The 15,923-nt window shown below is 62.2% G+C and carries 15 protein-coding genes and 1 riboswitch; of the genes, 12 read left to right on the plus strand and 3 right to left on the minus strand.

The window, feature by feature from the left end; all coding sequences use genetic code 11:
* Position 1: 1 nt before the first annotated feature.
* Positions 2 to 619 (minus strand): cob(I)yrinic acid a,c-diamide adenosyltransferase, encoded by a 618-nt coding sequence (gene cobO / locus ACIQUH_RS17770; RefSeq protein ID WP_400817388.1) that lies wholly within the window; start codon positions 617 to 619, stop codon positions 2 to 4.
* Positions 620 to 754: 135 nt separating this feature from the next.
* Positions 755 to 970: riboswitch (cobalamin riboswitch) on the plus strand.
* A gap of 120 nt (positions 971 to 1,090) precedes the next feature.
* Between cobO and ACIQUH_RS17775 the strand changes: the two genes are divergently transcribed.
* Genes ACIQUH_RS17775 through ACIQUH_RS17805 form a run of 7 tightly spaced genes read left to right on the plus strand, consistent with a single transcriptional unit; the run spans position 1,091 to position 9,409 of the window.
* Positions 1,091 to 1,516 (plus strand): DUF1636 family protein, encoded by a 426-nt coding sequence (locus tag ACIQUH_RS17775; protein WP_400817390.1) that lies wholly within the window; start codon positions 1,091 to 1,093, stop codon positions 1,514 to 1,516.
* Positions 1,513 to 2,550 (plus strand): cobalamin biosynthesis protein CobW, encoded by a 1,038-nt coding sequence (cobW, locus tag ACIQUH_RS17780; protein WP_400817392.1) that lies wholly within the window; start codon positions 1,513 to 1,515, stop codon positions 2,548 to 2,550. Before ACIQUH_RS17775 ends, cobW begins: the two co-directional genes overlap by 4 nt.
* A gap of 2 nt (positions 2,551 to 2,552) precedes the next feature.
* Positions 2,553 to 5,903: a cobaltochelatase subunit CobN gene (gene cobN, locus ACIQUH_RS17785; protein ID WP_400817394.1), complete on the plus strand. Its 3,351-nt coding sequence runs from the start codon at positions 2,553 to 2,555 to the stop codon at positions 5,901 to 5,903.
* On the plus strand, positions 5,903 to 7,258 hold the full coding sequence (cobG, locus tag ACIQUH_RS17790) for a precorrin-3B synthase (RefSeq protein WP_400817396.1): 1,356 nt from the start codon (positions 5,903 to 5,905) through the stop codon (positions 7,256 to 7,258). The genes cobN and cobG overlap by 1 nt, the downstream gene beginning before the upstream one ends.
* On the plus strand, positions 7,255 to 7,887 hold the full coding sequence (locus ACIQUH_RS17795; protein WP_400817398.1) for a precorrin-8X methylmutase: 633 nt from the start codon (positions 7,255 to 7,257) through the stop codon (positions 7,885 to 7,887). Before cobG ends, ACIQUH_RS17795 begins: the two co-directional genes overlap by 4 nt.
* Positions 7,884 to 8,651 carry a precorrin-2 C(20)-methyltransferase gene (locus tag ACIQUH_RS17800; protein WP_400817400.1) on the plus strand — a complete coding sequence of 256 codons (768 nt, stop codon included), beginning with the start codon at positions 7,884 to 7,886 and terminating at the stop codon, positions 8,649 to 8,651. The genes ACIQUH_RS17795 and ACIQUH_RS17800 overlap by 4 nt, the downstream gene beginning before the upstream one ends.
* Positions 8,648 to 9,409: a precorrin-3B C(17)-methyltransferase gene (locus ACIQUH_RS17805; RefSeq protein ID WP_400817402.1), complete on the plus strand. Its 762-nt coding sequence runs from the start codon at positions 8,648 to 8,650 to the stop codon at positions 9,407 to 9,409. Before ACIQUH_RS17800 ends, ACIQUH_RS17805 begins: the two co-directional genes overlap by 4 nt.
* On the opposite strand, the gene ACIQUH_RS17810 is transcribed toward ACIQUH_RS17805, so the two are convergent.
* Positions 9,376 to 10,158 carry a cobalt-precorrin-6A reductase gene (locus ACIQUH_RS17810; RefSeq protein ID WP_400817404.1) on the minus strand — a complete coding sequence of 261 codons (783 nt, stop codon included), beginning with the start codon at positions 10,156 to 10,158 and terminating at the stop codon, positions 9,376 to 9,378. The two genes, ACIQUH_RS17805 and ACIQUH_RS17810, sit on opposite strands and share 34 nt — an antisense overlap.
* Between ACIQUH_RS17810 and cbiE the strand changes: the two genes are divergently transcribed.
* From cbiE to cobM, 3 genes are read left to right on the plus strand one after another with little or no spacing between them, the layout of a single operon-like run.
* The gene (cbiE, locus tag ACIQUH_RS17815) at positions 10,157 to 11,434 is read left to right on the plus strand and encodes a precorrin-6y C5,15-methyltransferase (decarboxylating) subunit CbiE (protein ID WP_400817406.1); all 1,278 of its coding nucleotides are present in this window, start codon (positions 10,157 to 10,159) and stop codon (positions 11,432 to 11,434) included. The two genes, ACIQUH_RS17810 and cbiE, sit on opposite strands and share 2 nt — an antisense overlap.
* Positions 11,428 to 11,847, plus strand: a complete 420-nt coding sequence (locus tag ACIQUH_RS17820; protein ID WP_400817408.1) for a cobalamin biosynthesis protein — start codon at positions 11,428 to 11,430, stop codon at positions 11,845 to 11,847. Before cbiE ends, ACIQUH_RS17820 begins: the two co-directional genes overlap by 7 nt.
* A complete protein-coding gene (gene cobM / locus ACIQUH_RS17825) occupies positions 11,844 to 12,617 on the plus strand; it encodes a precorrin-4 C(11)-methyltransferase (protein ID WP_400817410.1) in 774 nt (257 codons plus the stop codon). Before ACIQUH_RS17820 ends, cobM begins: the two co-directional genes overlap by 4 nt.
* On the opposite strand, the gene ACIQUH_RS17830 is transcribed toward cobM, so the two are convergent.
* The gene (locus ACIQUH_RS17830) at positions 12,572 to 13,702 is read right to left on the minus strand and encodes a cobalt-precorrin-5B (C(1))-methyltransferase (RefSeq protein ID WP_400817413.1); all 1,131 of its coding nucleotides are present in this window, start codon (positions 13,700 to 13,702) and stop codon (positions 12,572 to 12,574) included. The two genes, cobM and ACIQUH_RS17830, sit on opposite strands and share 46 nt — an antisense overlap.
* A gap of 57 nt (positions 13,703 to 13,759) precedes the next feature.
* Here ACIQUH_RS17830 and cobA point away from each other — a divergent pair, with 57 nt between their 5' ends.
* Together cobA and ACIQUH_RS17840 are read left to right on the plus strand one after the other, a co-directional pair.
* Positions 13,760 to 14,548 carry a uroporphyrinogen-III C-methyltransferase gene (gene cobA, locus ACIQUH_RS17835; RefSeq protein ID WP_400817415.1) on the plus strand — a complete coding sequence of 263 codons (789 nt, stop codon included), beginning with the start codon at positions 13,760 to 13,762 and terminating at the stop codon, positions 14,546 to 14,548.
* Positions 14,545 to 15,861 (plus strand): cobyrinate a,c-diamide synthase, encoded by a 1,317-nt coding sequence (locus ACIQUH_RS17840; RefSeq protein ID WP_400817417.1) that lies wholly within the window; start codon positions 14,545 to 14,547, stop codon positions 15,859 to 15,861. The genes cobA and ACIQUH_RS17840 overlap by 4 nt, the downstream gene beginning before the upstream one ends.
* The last annotated feature ends 62 nt before the right edge of the window (positions 15,862 to 15,923 follow it).

A 15,923-nucleotide genomic window follows, 5' to 3' on the forward strand; every position in this document is an offset into this window, starting at 1 on the left:
GTCAGAATTCTATCCCCGCCTGCGCTTTTACGCCCGCCTTGAAGTGATGCTTCACGAGGGTCATTTCCGTCACCATGTCGGCGGCGTCGATCAGCGGCTGCTTAGCATTGCGGCCGGTGACGATCACATGCAGATCGGGCCTGCGGGCAGAAAGCGTTTCCACCACCTCCTCCAGCGGCAGGTAGTCGTAACGCAGCGCGATGTTCAGCTCGTCGAGGATCAGGAGACCGATAGTCTCGTCGGCCATCAGGAGCTTGGCTTCTTCCCAGGCCTTTGTGGCCGCCGCAACATCGCGCTTCAGATCCTGCGTGTCCCAGGTGAAACCCTCGCCCATGGTGCGCCAGACAACCTTGTCGCCGAACAAAGTCAGCGCCTGCTGTTCGCCCGTCGACCATGCGCCCTTGATGAATTGCACGACGCCGACCCGCCGTCCGGTGCCGAGCATGCGCAGGGCAAGGCCGAAAGCGGCCGTGGACTTGCCCTTGCCGGGACCGGTATTGATCATCAGCAGGCCTTTTTCGATGGTCTTTGCCGCAACTTCGGCATCCTGCACCGTCTTGCGGTTGACCATTTTCTGCCGGTGGCGTTCGGCTTCGCTGTCGCTGATGTCGCGTGTCATTGCATTTTCCTTTTCATCCAGTGGCGCGGGATCCGCTGCCACCCGCCGTTCGGAGCGGCGACTATACCCAATTTGCCGCACCCGGCAATGCGCCGGCCACGGGGCCGCGGCATTGACCCTTACGCCCGTTCAGCCTAATGGTAGCGAACTGACGGTCTTTTCGCGGCAACGGGAAAAGCTAAGAGGGAACACGGTTCCAACCCGATTACCGGGTCATTCCGTGGCTGCCCCCGCAACTGTAAGCGGTAAGCCCGCACCGTAAAGCCACTGGACCTCTAAGATGGTTCGGGAAGGCGGTGTCAGGGTGTAAAGCCGCGAGCCAGGAGACCTGCCGTTTCAGGAAAAACGTCTGTCGGGCGGGGTGCTCCGGTCAGTCGGTTAGATCGAACATCCGGTTTGCGCCTGTCCGCCTGCCGTTTTCGATATCCGCACCCCGAGATATTTTTTGCAAGGCGCGGGAAACGATACGGTTTGGATATTTCAGCGACATCTTCATCTGCAGGCGGAAACACGCCGGACGAAACGGCGCCCGGCGTGACCGTCTTCGTTTGCAGAAGCTGTCGCGATGAAGCCGATCCCAATGCCGAACCGCGCCCCGGCTCGCATCTTGTCAATGCCGTCATCGCAAAGGCGGAGGAAACGGGTATCACCGTCCGTTCCGTCAACTGCCTTGCCAATTGCAAGCGCGGGCTTAGTGCCGTACTGCGCAGTGCCAACGGCTGGTCCTATGTTTTCGGCGGGCTGACCCCCGGTGATGCGGAAGATTTGCTGACCGGCGCGCGGCTGCTGGCCGTTGCCCCCGATGGCCTGATGCCTTGGCGCGGCCGCCCCGAACCCTTAAAGCGCGGCATGGTGGCGCGCATTCCCCCATTCGATTTTACCGAGGAGAAATCATGAGCACCCTTCTGGACCGCGTTCCCTGCACGATTGTTACCGGCTTTCTGGGGGCGGGAAAAACCACGCTGCTGCGCGGTCTTCTAGAAAAGCTGGATGGCAAGCGGCTGGCGATCATCGTCAATGAATTCGGCGATATCGGCATCGATGGCGAAATTCTCAAAGGCTGCGGTATTGAGAGCTGCCCGGAAGAAAACATCGTCGAACTGGCCAATGGCTGCATCTGCTGCACGGTGGCGGATGATTTCCAGCCCGCCATCGAACAGATTCTAAGCCGCCAGCCCAAGGTGGAGCATATTCTCATCGAAACCTCGGGCCTTGCCCTGCCGAAGCCGCTGGTGCAGGCCTTCCAGTGGCCGGCGATCAAGAGCCGCGTGACGGTGGATGCCGTCGTGGCGGTGGTGGACGGCGCCGCCCTTGCCGAAGGTCAAGTGGCGCATGACGTGGAAGCACTCGTCGCCCAGCGGGCCAATGACGAGGCACTCGATCACGATGACCCGGTCGAAGAGGTTTTCGAGGATCAGGTCGCTTGCGCCGATCTTATCGTGCTGACCAAGGCCGATCTTCTTGACGATGCCGGTCTGGACAAGGCCAGGGCGCATGTTCTCGAACATCTGCCGAAGGCGGCAAAGATCGTCGTGGCCTCGAATGGCGCCATCGACCCCGCCGTTCTGATCGGTCTCGGCCTTGCAGTGGAAGAGGATATCGAAAACCGCCGCACCCATCATGATGGTGAACTTGACCATGAACACGATGATTTCGACAGCTTCGTCATCGACCTGCCGGCCGTGACCGATCCGGAAGCGCTGGCAGCCCGTATCGCCGAAACGGCTGCTGCGGAAAATGTCCTGCGCATCAAGGGCTTCATCGAGGTTTCCGCAAAGCCGATGCGCCTGCAGGTGCAGGCTGTCGGCAGCCGCGTCAACCACTATTACGACCGGCCCTGGGCGGCGGGTGAAGAGCGCCGCAGCCGCCTCGTCGTCATCGGCGAAAAGGGTCTGAACCGCGAAAAGATCGAACAGATGCTGGCCGCCTGACGATGCATATTCTCGCCACCACGTCCTCGTCTCTGGACGATCTGATAGAGCCGGTTGATCTCAACCAGCCCCGGTCGGATGTGGTGATGCTGTCCTTTTCGGCAAGCGATCTGGCAGGGGTGGAACAGGCGTGGCGGAAAACAGAGGGCGCACTCCCCTCCCTGTCAGCCGCCAACCTGTCCGAGCTTCGGCATCCCATGTCGGTCGATCTCTGGATCGAAAAGACAGCGGAACATGCCAGCGTTATCCTTATCCGGATTCTCGGCGGTGCGGAACGCTGGCGGTACGGCGTCGATCAGCTTTCCATTCTTGCCCGCAGGCGCGGTATCAGGCTTCTACTTTTGCCGGGTGAGTGCAGCGAAAGGGACGAGAAGCTTGAAGCGGCCTCGACCGTCGATCGGCGGATTTTGGGCTCGGTCCTCTCCTTCTTCCGCGAGGGCGGGCAGGAAAATATGGACCGGCTTGCTTTTGGTCTTGCCGCTCTTGCAACGGGCGAGGCATGGCCGGATATCCAAGCCGAACCGCTACCGAAAGCCGGTTTTTACCGGCCCGGTATGGGCGTTGTGGATCGGCTGGAAGCCTGTGCGGGTTTTCCCGCCGATGCGCCGGTTCTGACTATTCTCTTTTACCGCTCCATGCTTCTGGCGGCGGATGCCGCGCCTGTGGAGGCGCTTTTCGAGGCGCTCTCGCAGCGCGGCTTTGCGCCCTTGCCGATTTTTGTCAGCGGCCTGAAGGATGGCGAGGCGGTCCGGTTCCTCGAAACGGCGCTGCCCGATCTGAAGCCCGCCGCCATCATAACCGCTACAGCCTTTGCCAGCCAGACGGATGACGGCGGCGCAACACTGTTCGACCGTCTCGGCGTGCCGGTGTTTCAGGTGGTGATGGCGACGACGCGACGCGATGGCTGGGCGGAAAATGCCCGTGGCCTCAATCCCTCCGATCTTGCCATGCATGTCGTCCTGCCGGAGCTGGATGGCCGGATTCTCGCCGGTGCGATCTCGTTCAAACAGACGCGAATGGATGGCGGCGTCAGTCTCCTGAATGTGCCAGAGCCTGACCGTGTCGAGCAAGTGGCAAATCGTATCGCCGCTTTCCTGCGGCTGCGGAATGCGCCTCCTCGAGATCGCCGCATCGTCATTCTGATGCCGGATTATCCCGGTGCGGCACCCGGGCGAACCGGTTATGCCGTCGGCCTCGACGTGCCGCAAAGCGTGCTCGAAATGCTGCGCGATCTGGCCGGGGCCAGCTATGCGGTCGAGGATATTCCTGAAACCGCACGGGCTTTGCTCGAGCGTATCGAACAGCAGGGAGCGGCAATTGATCTTCCCGCTTATGACGCTCATTTTTCCGCCTTGCCGCCGGCTGCCGCCGCATCCGTAAACGCGACATGGGGTGTGGCAACGGATGACGACGCACTCGTTGACGGCGCGTTCCGGTTCCGCGCCGCCCGTTTCGGCGACGTGTTCGTGGCGCTCGCGCCGGACCGGGGTCGTAACGAGGATCGTCGGGTGGATTATCACGACCCTGCCCTGCCACCTCGTCATGCTTTGATTGCCTTCGGTGCATGGATGCAGCGGATTGCGGGTGCGCATGCCATCGTGCATGTTGGCGCGCATGGAACGCTGGAGTGGCTGCCCGGCAAGACGGTAGCGCTTTCCCGCGATTGTTTTCCCGAAATCGTCACCGGTCCACTGCCGGTGGTCTATCCATTCATCGTTTCCAATCCGGGCGAGGCGGCGGTCGCCAAGCGGCGTATCGCGGCCGTGACCATTGGCCATGTTCCGCCGGTGCTGGTGAATGCCGGGCTTTCGCCGGAGCAGTCGGCGCTGGAACAGCTGGTCGACGAATATGCGCAGGCGGATGGGCTGGATCGCCGCCGCCGTGACCGGCTGGCGAAGCTGATCGTCGAAAAAGCGCGGGAGACCGGGCTTGCGGCTGAGGCGGGCGTGGCTGCGAAGGACGATGCCGATGCGGCGCTGTCGCGCATTGACGCCTTTCTCTGCGACCTCAAGGATTTCGCCATCAAGGACGGTCAGCATGTTTTTGGCCGCTGCGCCGAGGGCGAGACCGATCTTCTGCGGCTTGAAAGCGCCGAAGCGGAAAAGGCTGCCCTGCTTGCTGCGCTTGACGGTCGGCATATCGTCCCCGGCCCTTCCGGCGCACCTGCGCGCGGACGTCTCGACGTGCTGCCCACCGGCCGCAATCTCTATTCCGCCGATCCGCGCACCATTCCAACACCGACGGCATTCGAGCTGGGGCGCATGGCGGGCGAAGAGGTGCTGCGCCATCATCTGCAGTCCCATGGCGACTGGCCGAAACATCTGGTTTTCGATCTGTGGGGCAGCGCCAGCCTGCGCAATGGTGGTGAGGATGTGGCGCAGGCGCTGCATCTGATGGGGGCGAGACCGATTCACTACCCCGCCACAGGCCGCGTCACCGGCATCGAGGTTCTGCCGCCGGCGAGCCTGGGGCGGCCCCGTGTCGACGTCACCTTTCGCATTTCCGGCCTGTTCCGCGATATGTTTCCGGCGCTGATCGCGCTTCTTGACGCCGCCGCCAAGGCCGTTGCGCGGCGGGAGGAAGCGCCGGGCGACAACCCTCTGGCGGAAGAGGCCGCCACGCTCGGGTATATTCCGGCGCGCATTTTCGGCTCCGCGCCCGGTACTTATGGCGCCGGTATCGAAGAAAAGCTTGCAAGCGGTAAATGGGAGGAACGCGAGGAGTTGGGCCAGGCCTATCTCGATGCGGCGAGCCACGCTTTCGGCGGTGGGGATGGGCTGGAGATTTTCGAAGATACCGGTTTTGTGGAACAGGTCAGGCGCGCCGATCTTCTGGTTCATAGCGGCGACGATCCGGGCCGCGACCTTCTGGACGGTTCTTCCGATGTCGCCTTCATCGGCGGTTTTTCCGCCGCGAAGGCTGTGCTTGGCGGCGTCGCCGATATTGTCGCGCTGGATACGACAGATCCGGCGCGCCCGCGCGCAAGGTCGATGACGCAGGCGCTGACGCGGGTGGTGCGCGCGCGCGCCGTCAATCCCCGCTTCATCGCCGGACAGATGCGGCACGGTCCGCGCGGCGCGGCGGAATTCGTCGAGACGGTGGATCGGCTGATCGGCTTTGCCGAAACCACCCATGCGGTGTCCCCCTCGTTGATCGAGGCGCTTTACGATGCCTATTTCGGTAATGAGGACGTGCGCGATTTCATCCTGCGGGAAAACCCGAAAGCGGCGCAGGTGATGGCCGAACGGTTTTTATCCGCCCGCCGTCGCGGCTTGTGGCATAGCCGCCGCAATGCGGTGGACGCGGAACTGGAAATGTTGATCCTGCCACCTTCTGAAAGGGTGGAGGCGTGATGATGGCCGCTGCCGATCCCGTTCAGCCATTTGGCCGCCGCGGCCTTTGCCCGGCCCTGTCTGCCCCCATGCGTACCGGAGACGGTTTTTTATCCCGGATCGCTTTCGAGGCTGATATCGCCCCGCGTGACATGGTCGCGCTTTGCCATCTTGCCGAGCGGCATGGCAACGGATTGATCGACATCACCGCCCGCGGCAGCCTGCAATTTCGCGGCCTGACGCTGGAAAGCGCCTGCGTCTTGGAAAAAGATGTTCTCGCGCTGGATTTGCGGCTTCGTGAGGGGCTGGCAGTCGAGACGTCGCCTCTTGCCGGTCGGGATGACGCGGAAATTGCTGACGGCCGTTTCCTCGCGGAGGATATTCGCAAAGAGGCCGAAAGGCTCATTCTCCATGAAAAGCTTGCTGCCAAAATGTCTGTCGTCATCGATGGCGGCGGACGTGTCTCCATGGGAGATTTGCTGGCCGATATTCGCCTGAAAGCGGTCTCTCTGGACGATCGGACCTTCTGGCGGCTGCTCGTGGGTGGGCCGGAAAGCAGGGCGCTGAGTGCGGGATTGGTCGAGACGGACGCGGCGGCGGGTGCCGTTCTGTCGCTGCTCGTCCATCTGGCCGGCAAGGGACCGCTTGCCCGCGGCCGCGATCTGGACCGCGCGGCGATAAAAGCAGTTTGCGGCGACCGCCTGCTGGACCGGGTGATCGTGCACGACGCCACGGCGGCTTCGACCCCTTGGGGACTGATGACAACGGGAAAGGATGGCTTCGCCCTTGGTATTGCGCCTGCTTTCGGGCAAATCCGGGCCTGCGATTTGTCAGATCTCTGCGAACGGGCTGGTATGCTGGGCATTACGTCCTTGCGGCCAGCACCAAATCATAGCCTGCTATTTTTCGGAGCGTCATCTGCCTGCGAGGCATTGCTTGATACTGCAAGGGCGTCCGGTTTCATCACGACGGATGGTGATGCACGCTCTTCCATCGCCGTCTGTCCCGGTGCGCCGGGCTGCGCTTCGGCTTTTCTTCCCACCCATGAATTGGCTGCCTTTGCTTCTGAGCAATGCGCCCCGTTGCTGGATGGCTCCTTCACGCTGCATATTTCCGGCTGCGGCAAGGGCTGCGCGCACCCCGCGCCGTCGCTTCTCACTTTGTCCGGGACCGCCGACGGCCTGGCCTTTTCGATTTCGGGCCGCGCCGGTGACGTGCCGGACGGCGTTTTACCTTTCCAGCATCAGAGAACGGCGCTTTCGCGGCTTGCCCGTCTTTACGAAAAAGAACATAAGCCCGGGGAAACCGCCGCCACCCTTTTTGCCCGGCTGGGCAAACAGGCGATCGGTGCGGCGCTTCGACAGGATGACCGATGACTGACTATGACTATATTCGCGACGGCAATGCGATCTATGAGCGCTCCTTCGCCATCATTCGCGAAGAAGCGGATTTATCCGCCTTTACCGAAGAGCAGGCGGATATCGCCATTCGCATGATCCACGCCTGCGGGCAGGTGGAGGCGGCCAGCCATTTCCGCTTTTCGCCGGATTTTGTTGCCGCTGCACGGGGTGCTCTACGAGCCGGCAAGCCTGTTCTCTGTGATGCGGAAATGGTTGCCCATGGCGTAACGCGCGCCCGCCTTCCAGCTGATAATGATGTGGTCTGCACCCTTCGCGATCCCCGCACGCCTGACATTGCGAAAAAGATCGGTAATACCCGTTCTGCCGCCGCGCTCGATCTCTGGGCGGAGAGGCTGGAGGGAGCGCTGGTCGCCATCGGCAACGCGCCGACGGCCCTGTTCTATCTTCTGGAGATGCTGGAAAAAGGTGCCCCGCGCCCGGCCGCCATCATCGGCATGCCCGTCGGCTTTGTCGGTGCGGCGGAATCGAAAGACGCGCTGGAGGCAAGTTCGCTTGGCATTCCCTATGCCATCGTCAAGGGACGTATGGGTGGTTCGGCCATGACGGCTGCCGCCATCAACGCCGTTGCGAGGGCTGGCCTGTGAGCGCGGCCCTTTTCGAACATCCGAAGGGTAAACTCGTGGGCGTCGGCACCGGCCCCGGCGATCCAGAGCTTCTGACGCTGAAAGCCGTGCGTGCCATTGAAAATGCCGATGTGCTCGCCTTCTTCTGCAAGAAGGGTGGCAGCGGCAATGGTCGCGGTATCGTCGAAGCCTTCATTCGCCCCGGCACGCTGGAAATGCCGCTGGTCTATCCGGTAACCGTCGAAAGCGACAAGAACGGCAACGATTACCGTGATGCCATCGCCGCCTTTTTCGATCAGTCGGCGAAGGATATCGCTGTGCATCTCGAGGCCGGGCGCAATGTTGCCGTGTTATCGGAAGGCGATCCGCTGTTTTACGGTTCCTATATGCACCTGCATCTGCGTCTTGCGCCGTCCTATCCGGCGGAGGTTGTCGCGGGCATCACGGCCATGTCCGGCTGCTGGTCCATGGCCGGCCTGCCGCTGGTGCAGGGCGACGATATTTTGAGCGTGCTTCCCGGTACGCTCGGCGAAGATGTTCTGACGGAACGTCTGTCTGGAACTGACGGCGCGGTGATCATGAAGGTGGGGCGCAACCTGCCAAAGATTCGCCGGGCGCTGGAAAGGGCCGGCAAGCTTGAAGACGCGCTTTATGTCGAGCGCGGCACGATGGCCAACAGCCATGCGGTGCGACTCATCGAACGCGATGCATCCCCTGCGCCCTATTTTTCGCTGGTTCTGGTGCCGGGCTGGAAAACCAGACCCTCTGCAGGTGAGAAGCCATGACCGGCAGGCTCGTTGTTGTCGGCCTCGGTCCGGGCAGTGCGGCGCAGCTGACGCCGGAGGCGCTTGCCGCCGTCGAGACATCGGAGGATTTCTTCGGTTATATTCCCTATCTCGACCGCCTGTCGCTCGGGCCGCACCAGCGCCGCCATGCTTCCGATAATCGCGAAGAGATTTCCCGCGCCGAGCAGGCGCTACGGCTTGCGGCTTCGGGCGGCAAGGTCTGCGTGGTGTCCGGCGGCGATCCCGGCGTTTTCGCCATGGCGGCGGCGGTTTGCGAGGCGATCGAAAGCGGCCCCTCCGAATGGCGCGATATCGATTTTTCCGTCGTGCCGGGTGTGACAGCCATGCTGGCGGTCGCCGCAAAGGCCGGCGCGCCGCTCGGCCATGATTTCTGCGCCATTTCGCTCTCGGATAATCTCAAACCCTGGGGCATCATTGAAAAACGGCTGATCGCGGCGGCGGAAGCTGGTTTTGTGATGGCTTTCTATAATCCCGTCAGCAAGGCGCGGCCGCACCAGCTCGGTACCGCTTTTGATCTGTTGCGGGTGCATTTGCCCGGTTCGGTGCCGGTGATCTTCGGTCGCGCGGCAGGCCGGGCGGATGAACGTATCCGGGTCGTGCCTCTTTCGGAAGCATCGAGCGACATGGCGGATATGGCTACCTGCATCATCGTCGGTTCGACTGAAACCCGTCTCATCGAACGTTCCGGCAAAGAACCGCTGGTCTATTCGCCGCGTTTTTCAAGAAGAGAGAGCTGATGGCGAATGGCGGTGAGCGCAGCTGCAATATCTGGCACCGTCACGTCGTTCAGGCGCGCATCGTTTCGCTGTCGCGGCCGCTCGATCATGATGACCGGCAGGCCGAGTCGTCTCGCCGCTTCGATCTTGCCATAGCTGGCGCTGCCGCCGGAGTTTTTCGAGACCAATGTCTCGATGCGACCTTCTTCCAGCATGCGGATTTCATCATCCGGCGCAAAGGGACCGCGCGCGGTCATGTAGCGCGCATGGGGCAGTTTCAATGGCGGCTCCACCGGGTCGACGCTGCGGATGAGATAGTCATGCTGGGGCGCGGCTTCGAAAGGAAGAAGTTCCTGCCGTCCCAAAGCCAGAAACACGCGCCTGCCTTCGCTGCCGAGCGCGATGACAGCCTGTTCGACGGTGTCGACCTCATGCCATCTGTCGCCCGGTTGACGCTGCCAGGCAGCACGGGAAAGTATGACCAGCGGAACTCTGGCAAGCCCTGCCGCCTCAATGGCATTGGCGGAAATTTTCGCCGCATAGGGATGGGTGGCATCCACCAGAATATCGAAACCCCCGGTGTGAATGAAATCCGCCAGCCCGGCCGCGCCACCAAAACCGCCACTGCGCATTGGCACCGGCTGTTCGACTGGAGAGAGCGTGCGGCCGGCCATGGAGAGCAGAATTCGGTAGCCGGAGTCTTCGGCCAGCCTGCCGGCCAGAATGCGGGCATCCGCCGTGCCGCCAAGGATGAGTATGGAGCGTGTCATGACGTCTGAATATTCCGGAACGGCCAGTCCTTCTACTGAAAAGAGCACTTCCACCGAAAAGAAAGAAAAGCCGTGGCTTTCCATCGTGGGCATTGGTGAGGATGGGCTCGAGGGGCTGGGCCGGAACGCGATCCAGGCGATAGAGGCGGCTGAGGTGGTTTTCGGTGGTAAACGCCATCTGGAGCTGGCGGCCGCGGCGATTCGTGGAGAAGCACGGCGCTGGCCGGTACCGTTCGATACGGATGTCAGCGATGTCGTGGCGTTGCGTGGCAGGCACGTTTGTGTGCTGGCTTCGGGCGATCCGTTCTTTTATGGCGTCGGTGTCACGCTTTTGCGGCATGTGGAGGCGGATGAGACAGCTTGTTATCCCTCGCCCTCCGCTTTCTCGCTGGCCGCCGCACGGCTTGGCTGGGCGCTGCAATCGGTCGAATGCGTTTCACTGCACGGGCGTTCCATCGATCTCTTGCGGCCGTATCTACACGCCGGTGCGCGGATCATCGCGCTTACCTCGGACGCCCACGCCCCGGCCTTGATCGCGGAATTATTGTCCGATTTGGGTTTCGGCCAGTCGGAATTCGTTTTGCTCGAAGCCCTGGGCGGAGAGCGGGAGAGGCGGCGGCAGGGCAGGGCGGCTGATTTCGCCTTTGAAGACATCGACCCGCTGAATGTGGTGGCGATTGACGTCGTCGCGGCCGAGGGCGCCCGTATCCTGCCTTTTGCACAGGGACTGGATGACAGCCTGTTCGAACATGACGGGCAGATCACCAAGCGTGAAATCCGCGCCGTGACACTTTCCTCACTGGCGCCACGGCGGGGCGAGTTGCTGTGGGATATCGGTGCCGGTTCGGGTTCGATTGGTATCGAATGGATGCTGTCCCATCCCTCGCTTGGCGCCATCGCCATAGAGCAACACCCGGAAAGGGCGGAGCGTATCGCCCGCAATGCCGAAGCTTTTGGTGTTCCGGCGCTTGAGGTCATGATTGGCGCAGCGCCTGCGGCTTTCGAAGGCTTGCCCCAGCCGGACGCGATTTTCATCGGTGGTGGCGGCAGCGAAGCGGGCGTGCTTGAGGGCGCCATGCACGCGCTGAAACCGGGCGGGCGGCTGGTTGCCAATGCGGTAACACTGGAAATGGAGGCGGTGCTGCATGCCGCCCATGCGCGGCATGGCGGATCGATGATCCGTCTGGACGTGTCGCGGGTGGCGGCTGTCGGTTCCATGTCGGGCTGGCGTCCAGCGATGCCGGTGACGCAGTGGAGCTGGGCCAAGCCATGGTGACCGTGGCTGGCATAGGCTGCCGCAAAGGCACTGGTTCGGATGCGGTTATTTTGGCCGTGCGCGCCGCAGAGCAGGCTTTAGGCATGACGGCAGACTGTCTGGCGACTGCACCGCTCAAAGCTGAGGAAGCCGGTCTTGCGGAGGCGGCGAAAAACCTGTCGCTTTCGCTGGAAATCGTATCGCAGGAGCGGCTCGATGCGGCTGCTTCGAAAACAATGACATTTTCACAGGCAAGCCTTGATCATGCCGGATCGCCAAGTGTGAGCGAAGCGGCGGCGCTGGCCGCTGCTGGAGAGAATGCAAGGCTGGTCGCGCCGCGTCTTGTGGTTGGTGATGTGACGGTGGCCATCGCAACGACTGACGATGCCCCACATGATAGCGGCTGCGTCATCGAACATGGAGAACAAGAATGACGGTTCATTTCATCGGTGCCGGTCCGGGTGCCGCCGATCTCATTACGGTGCGCGGGCGTGATCTTATCGCCGCCTGCCCGGTGTGTCTTTATGCCGGGTCGCTGGTTCCGAAGGCGCTGATCGACTATTGCCCGCCGGGTGCGCGTATCGTCGATACGGCAGCACTTTCACTGGATGAGATCGAGGCGGAATTCGTGGCCGCAGCAAAGGCCGGCATGGATGTGGCGCGGCTGCATTCCGGCGACCTTTCCGTCTGGAGCGCCATGGGTGAACAGATCCGCCGGCTGGAACGGCTGGGTCTCGATTATACCGTCACGCCCGGCGTGCCCTCCTTTGCCGCTGCAGCCGCCACTTTGCAGCGGGAACTGACGGTGCCGGAAGTGGCGCAGAGCCTCGTGTTGACCCGTATTTCCGGTCGCGCATCGAAGATGCCTGACGGTGAGACGCTGAAGGCTTTCGGTGCAACGGGTGCGACGCTCGCCATTCATCTCGCCATTCATGCCATCGGCAAGGTGGTGGAAGAGCTGACGCCGCTTTACGGCTCCGACTGCCCGGTTGCCATCGTCGTTCGTGCCTCCTGGCCGGATGAGCGGGTCATTCGCGGCACGCTGTTCGACATTGAGGACAAGCTCGCCGCCGAACCGGTGGAGCGGACGGCCCTGATCTTCGTCGGGCGTGGACTTCAATCCACGGATTTTCGCGAAAGCGCGCTTTATAGCACCGACTATGTAAGGCGGTTCCGGTCTCCGAAGGAAGATGCGAAGGGTTGATGCGACGGCGTGGAGGCGGTGCGCCCCTTGAGCGCGCCCTGACGATCGAACACCAGAATATCCAGCGCAATGGCGGGCGTCTTCAGCGCCGCCGCTGCGGTTACCCAGGCTTTTTCCGCCACGATCGCGCCGAGGTCTATTCCCGCACGTTCGGCCAGCTCAAAGGCGTGCGCGACCATGTTGGCCTGACGGATGGCAATGGCGAGATTTTCATCTCCTCCGGCTTCCGTCGCCAATGCCGCCAACGCATCGAGATCGGCCAGCCCCTTCTTGGAGTGCACATCGAGCATGCCCTGGGCGAGCTTGGTCATCTTGGCGACACCGCCGGCAATCGTCACCCGCTCGACGGGGTGGCTGCGCAGATATTTCAGCATGCCGCCGATGAAATCGCCCATGTCGATCAGCGCGGTTTCCGGCAGGTCATAAAGCGCCTGCCCGGCCTTTTCGGAGGTGTTGCCGGTGGCGCCCAGCACATGGGTGCAGCCGGTGGCACGCGCCACATCGATGCCACGCCAGATGGAGTGGATCCATGCGGAGCAGGAAAAGGGAATAACGATGCCGGTGGTGCCGAGGATGGAAATGCCGCCGACGATGCCGAGCCTGCCGTTCAGGGTTTTTTCCGCCAGCTTCTCGCCGTCGCGGACGGAAATCTCGACTTCGAAATCGGCACTTTCTCCGGCCACCTCGCGAATGGCGGTTTCGATCATCTTGCGCGGTACGGGATTGATGGCGGGTTCTCCCGGCGGCAGGGGCAGGCCCGGCCGCGTGATGGTGCCGACGCCCTTTCCGGCCTTGAAGGTGATGCCGCTTCCCTGTTGGCCCCGTCTGACCGTGCTTTCGATCAGCGCACCGTGGGTAACGTCCGGATCGTCTCCGGCATCCTTGACGACGCCGGCGCGGGCGAAGTTTTCGCCTTTTTCCTCGGTGGCGAGGGAAAATGCCGGTCTCGCGCCGCTTGGAAGTTCGACCTCGACAGGGTAAGGAAACTCGCCGGTCAGAAGGGCGGCGCAGGCCGCCTTCGTGGCGGCTGCCGCGCAGGTACCCGTGGTCCAGCCGCGGCGAAGGGTCTTTCCATCCGTATCCATATGAATTTCTATAGCCGGGACGGCTTTTTCCGTCATCGTTAAAAAGCAGCCAAGAGAATGTCGATACCGCAGATTTTGAACAGCATTGCCGCAAAAGGTCCGGTCTTCGAGGCCGGTCATGTCTGGCTCGCGGGGGCCGGGCCGGGCGATGTGCGTTATCTGACGCTGGAAGTGGCGCTCGCGCTGTCTCAGGCCGATATCATCGTGCGTGATGCGCTGGTGAGCGACGATGTCGTTGCTCTCGCTCCGCAGGCAGAGATTGTTTTTGCGGGCAAAAGGGGCGGCAAGCCGTCTGCGACACAGGATGACATTACCGCTTCGCTGATCGATTTCGCCAGCCAAGGCAAAAAGGTGCTGCGGCTGAAGGGCGGTGATCCCTTTATTTTCGGGCGCGGCGGTGAAGAGGCGGAGGCGCTTGTCCATGCCGGCGTTCCGTTTCGCATATTGCCGGGCATGACCTCGTCGTTCACCGCGCTCGCTTCAGCGCGAATTCCCGCCACCATGCGCGGGATCAGCCGCGCCGTGACACTCGCCACGGGCCACGCAGCGGGCACCGAAGAAGATCTGGACTGGCTCGCGCTGGCGAAAACACGGGAACCCATCGTCGTTTATATGGGGCTGAAGAATATCGGCACGATTGCCGGTCTTCTGATGCAAGGCGGGCGTTCGGGAAAAACGCCGGTCGCTGTCATCATGTCGGCAACGACGGCGCAGGAGCGGATTTTCATCGGTACATTGCAAAGCATAGCTGACGATGCAATCAGGGAAAATTTCGAAGCGCCGGCTTTGATCGTCATCGGCGAGATTGTTTCGATGCGGGAGCGTCTTGGAGTTTCCGGCTCATGACGGCGCGGGCGATCATCATTGGCGCGCCGCGCTCGGGGTCCGGCAAGACCAGCGTGACCATCGGTCTGCTGCGGGCCTTTGCCCGACGCGGTATCAAGGTGCGCGGCATCAAGACGGGGCCTGACTACATCGATCCCGGTTTCCATGCCTTCGCCACCGGCACATCAGGTCTTAATCTCGATAGCTGGGCCATGCGGCCGGAATTGCTGCGGCATCTGTTTTTGCAGCAGACCGAGGATGCGGAACTGGTTCTGATCGAAAGCGCCATGGGCCTGTTCGACGGCATTCCGGTGGCGGAAAATCGGACCGGTTCGGCGGCGGATCTGGCGCGGTTGTTCGGCATTCCCGTGCTGCTGGTGCTGGATGTGTCCGGCCAGTCGCAGACGGCTGCCGCCATCGCCCATGGTTTTGCCCATTACGATCCTGCCGTTACCATGGCGGCAGCTGTGCTGAACCGGGCTGGCAGCGAAAGACACCGGACCTTGTGCACGGAAGCCATTGAAAAAATCGGCCTCCCCGTTGCCGGCTGTGTGTTGCGTGATCCGTCGCTTATCCTGCCGGAGCGGCATCTGGGGCTGGTGCAGGCCAGCGAACACCCGGAGATCGATGCGCATATAGAACGGCTGGCGGACGCAATGGAAAAATCCATCGATCTCGACGCATTGCTTTTACTCGCCGCACCAGTGGATGTGTCTTCCGGCTCGACGAATGCGGCGATTGCACCGCCCGGCCAGCGCATCGCGCTGGCGGAGGATGCGGCGTTCACTTTCCTTTATCCGCACCTCAAGAAGCATTGGCAGGCGGCCGGGGCCGAGATCGTGCCGTTCTCACCGCTCGCGGATGAGGCACCTGACGGGAACTGCGATATTTGCTGGCTGCCCGGCGGGTATCCCGAGCTTTTTGCCGGAAAGCTTGCCGCCGCGGCCCGCTTCAAGGCTGGCATCGCCAGTTTTGCTTCGACAAAGCCCGTTCATGGCGAGTGCGGCGGTTACATGGTGCTTGGCGAGGCGCTGGAAGATGCGGATGGGGTGACCCATGCAATGACCGGGCTTCTGTCGCATGCCACCAGCTTTGCGACGCGCAAGATGAATCTCGGCTACCGGCAGGCGACAATCGCGGCAAGCGGACCGCTCGGCGCGGCCGGCGATGTTCTGCGCGGCCATGAATTTCATTATGCCCGGATTACCGATCCCGGCCGCGATGAGCCCTTTGCCCAAATTGCTGACGGGCAAGGTCGTCCGCTCGGGCCATCGGGCGGCAGGAGAGGTTTTGTCTCGGGCACCTTTTTTCATGCCATAGCCAGAGGCGATTGATCGTTTCCGGTTTTCTCCGTGGGCCTGCGGCAAAGTGGACCAAGCTGCGAAAGTTTGTAGGC

It is taken from the genome of Agrobacterium sp. NPDC090283, assembly GCF_044769685.1.
Lineage (GTDB): Bacteria > Pseudomonadota > Alphaproteobacteria > Rhizobiales > Rhizobiaceae > Agrobacterium.

Excerpts from the sequence above, each read along its gene's own strand:
- cobW (WP_400817392.1), top strand. The coding sequence starts at position 1,513 with ATGAGCACCCTTCTGGACCGCGTTCCCTGCACGATTGTTACCGGCTTT.
- cobM (WP_400817410.1), top strand. The coding sequence starts at position 11,844 with ATGACGGTTCATTTCATCGGTGCCGGTCCGGGTGCCGCCGATCTCATT.
- ACIQUH_RS17810 (WP_400817404.1), bottom strand. The coding sequence starts at position 10,158 with ATGACACGCTCCATACTCATCCTTGGCGGCACGGCGGATGCCCGCATT.
- ACIQUH_RS17840 (WP_400817417.1), top strand. The coding sequence starts at position 14,545 with ATGACGGCGCGGGCGATCATCATTGGCGCGCCGCGCTCGGGGTCCGGC.
- cobN (WP_400817394.1), top strand. The coding sequence starts at position 2,553 with ATGCATATTCTCGCCACCACGTCCTCGTCTCTGGACGATCTGATAGAG.
- cobG (WP_400817396.1), top strand. The coding sequence starts at position 5,903 with ATGATGGCCGCTGCCGATCCCGTTCAGCCATTTGGCCGCCGCGGCCTT.
- ACIQUH_RS17830 (WP_400817413.1), bottom strand. The coding sequence starts at position 13,702 with ATGGATACGGATGGAAAGACCCTTCGCCGCGGCTGGACCACGGGTACC.
- ACIQUH_RS17820 (WP_400817408.1), top strand. The coding sequence starts at position 11,428 with ATGGTGACCGTGGCTGGCATAGGCTGCCGCAAAGGCACTGGTTCGGAT.
- cobA (WP_400817415.1), top strand. The coding sequence starts at position 13,760 with ATGTCGATACCGCAGATTTTGAACAGCATTGCCGCAAAAGGTCCGGTC.
- cobO (WP_400817388.1), bottom strand. The coding sequence starts at position 619 with ATGACACGCGACATCAGCGACAGCGAAGCCGAACGCCACCGGCAGAAA.
- cbiE (WP_400817406.1), top strand. The coding sequence starts at position 10,157 with ATGACGTCTGAATATTCCGGAACGGCCAGTCCTTCTACTGAAAAGAGC.
- ACIQUH_RS17805 (WP_400817402.1), top strand. The coding sequence starts at position 8,648 with ATGACCGGCAGGCTCGTTGTTGTCGGCCTCGGTCCGGGCAGTGCGGCG.
- ACIQUH_RS17795 (WP_400817398.1), top strand. The coding sequence starts at position 7,255 with ATGACTGACTATGACTATATTCGCGACGGCAATGCGATCTATGAGCGC.